Raw genomic sequence first — 3107 nt, 5'->3', positions numbered from 1 at the left:
ATGGGTCGTCTTGGCACCCGTGCGACCCAAGAAATGTAAATAGATTGCATGGTTAAGTCAGTTTGCCTATTGAGTGTATTTTCGAAGTTTATCATTTAATTATAAAGTCTTTGGCATCTATAACTTTTGACCTTTTGACTACATTATTGAACCGTGCTCTATTAAAGTTAAGTCGACCTTTTTTGTAATCCAGCAGCGATTAATATAATAGACGTTGTTGGTTCCGATAAATTAAGTCATTGATTAAAAATAACCCGTTAAAAGACTTTCCTTTTAATAAGATCGACCTTTATATAATTTAATAAGTTAGCAATATATCTACTCTCATGGAAAGAGGCCTCCTTGATTAGGATATCAACAGTCATTCATTCCGCTTTTAATTCGCTATATGCACTGAACAATAGTGTTTTTGTGATTCAAGTTCCCACTATTTTTTGTTGGCGAAGCTGTTTTATTCGCCCGCTAAAAAAGGGCCATGTTGTTAGTGGCCTTAAGAAAGTAAGAAAGTAGGAAATTAAGAAGAAAAAATTCTATTAGGAGAGAGCTATGATTAGGAGAAGTATAATTTTTTTGCACAAGGTTTTGGTATTGGCGCTAGTTATTTTAGGATCTAGCGCATTTGTGCAGCCAGTATTTGCGCAGCCGCAGGATAACGCTACAGTTGAACTTGAAGAAGTGGTGATTATGGGCAGTAGAAGTAATAAGCCTCGTTCTGCCATCGAATCCACCGTTCCTGTAGATGTGTTTTCTGAAACCGAATTAAATGCCTTTGGCAACCAAGCTGATATCACCGATACATTGAAGGCGTTGGTGCCTTCCTATACTGCGACACCCGCAACCGGTGATGGCAGTGCTTTTGTTCGACCTACCTCATTACGCGGTATGGCGCCTGACCAGATGTTGGTTCTGGTTAACGGCAAGCGTCGTCATCGTTCCGCGTTGGTGCATTTTTTTGCGCCAGCTGCCGGTAATGGTGCCCATGCTGTTGATATAGGGATGATTCCAAGCATTGCACTAAAAAATGTCGAGGTTTTGCGTGATGGTGCTGCGGCGCAGTATGGATCTGACGCTATTGCCGGTGTCATGAATTTGCAATTAAAAGATGCCGATGAAGGCGGTCAAATTCAGCTGCAGTATGGCGAGTTCTTTGAGGGTGAGCAGTCGACACGAATATCTGCCAATGGCGGCTTTGCTATCGGCAACAATGGATTTTTAAATATGAGTTTTGAAAACGTTGATAACGATGCACTGTCACGCGGTGTACAGCGCCCTGACGCCCAAGACTTGATCGATGCAGGAGTAGCTGGGGTAGGTGCCGATTCTCCTTTTAATGATTCGCCTTTGGTGCAGACATGGGGTCGCGCTGAAACAAGTGCTAACCGGTTTTTCTTTAATGCCGGATTTGATTTGGGTAATGGCGATGAGGCTTATATGCATGGTGGTTATGCAGAAATCGATGGTCGTTATCGTTTTGTCTATCGTAAAGGTTATGTCTCAGATTGTTCAGACGCCCATGAAACTATTGTAGAGCTATGTGCAAATAGCTTGATAGCGGGGGAAACGTTACGCAAAGGTTTTACCCCATATCTAGATGGTTCTCAGACTGACAAGTCATTGGTTGCGGGTATCAAAGGTGAGAGAGATAACGGCTTTTTCTATGATCTGAGTATGGGTACTGGCACCAATCAATTGCGTTATTTTTTAAATAATACAATAGCGCCCAATTTGGGTGTTGCAAGCGACGATAGCTTTCAGCGTGATTTTGATATGGGTGGTTATGATCAAAAGGAAACCAATATTAACGCTGACTTTAGCAAGGCATTAAGCGCAGATTTAAATTTGGCTTTCGGCGCAGAGTGGCGTGAAGAAACCTATATAATTATTTCTGGTGAACAGGCGGCTATTAACGGTCATGTCAGTGGTTTAAGTACTGCTCAGCCGGAATCAGCGGGCGAATTCTCGCGCCATAATATCGCGCTATATACTGATTTGGAGCATGAGATTAGTGATGATCTATTAATGCAATATGCACTGCGTTATGAGGATTTTTCTGATTTCGGCAGTACGGTCAATGGTAAAGTCGCAGGTCGCTATACGGTCAATGATGCACTGACCTTACGTGGCTCCATGTCAACGGGTTTCCGTGCGCCAACACCGGGTCAGGCCAATATAAGTACGCTGATTACTGATATTGGATCTAACGGCAATCTTGTAGAAGATGCATTAGTGCCAGCGGCCAGTGCAACAGCAAAACAATTTGGCGGCAAGGCTTTAAAAGAAGAGGAATCGGTTAATATAAGTCTGGGTTTTACCTCTCAGATCAGTGATAACACCACATTGACCTTTGATATGTATCAGATAGAGGTGGATGATCGTATTTACCGTACCGGTAAGATCGACAACGGTAATGTCGGTACCATATCTTTTTATACCAATGCGATGGATGTTGAGCACCAAGGCTTTGATCTGGTTTTGACCTCAAGCTTTGAGCTGATACCCGGTATGGACACGTTAGCCAGTTTTGCTTATAACCATAATTCTATCGATGTGATTGATCAGAAGACGATTAACGGTGTTAAGCCTGTCAGTGATAAGTTAGTGGAAGATATTGAGAATAACTATCCGGAAGATCGCTGGGTTTTAAATACTATGACCAATATCAATGATCGGTTGAGCTTAATGGTTCGTTTGAATTTTTACGGTAAACATTATGATGAACTAGGTGAGATTGGTGCAGACGAAGATCCATCTGCGGAAATTGATTGGATTGTCTATACGGATATTGAACTGGGTTATGATCTCAACGAAAATCTGCGAATCACTGCCGGTGGCGCTAATATCTTTGATAAGTATGTTGATGAGATTAGAGCACCCAATGCCAATAGTATGGCTATGGGATTGCCATACCCGCGTCGTACCGCGGCTAACTATGAAGGGGGTTCTTGGTATTTGCGTGCCAACTACAGCTTCTAGCGATCCTATAGTTTTTGAATTGTGGTGCATAAAAAAGGCCTGCTGTTAAGCAGGCCTTTGAGTTTCTTATGTTACGAATAATTTGGTCGGAACGGCAGGATTTGAACCTGCGACCACTACACCCCCAGTGTAGT

1 protein-coding gene is annotated in these 3107 nt (G+C 42.5%); it reads left to right on the top strand.

Annotation, left to right across the window (positions count from 1 at the left end):
* Positions 1-621 precede the first annotated feature (621 nt).
* Positions 622-2973: a TonB-dependent receptor gene (locus AACP44_RS08910; protein ID WP_339340177.1), complete on the top strand. Its 2352-nt coding sequence runs from the start codon at positions 622-624 to the stop codon at positions 2971-2973.
* Positions 2974-3107 lie beyond the last annotated feature (134 nt).

It is taken from the genome of uncultured Oceanicoccus sp. (assembly GCF_963968385.1).
Lineage (GTDB): Bacteria > Pseudomonadota > Gammaproteobacteria > Pseudomonadales > Dasaniaceae > Oceanicoccus.
Note: the sequence above shows the minus strand (reverse complement) of the source record. Positions and strands in the feature narration are given on the sequence as shown.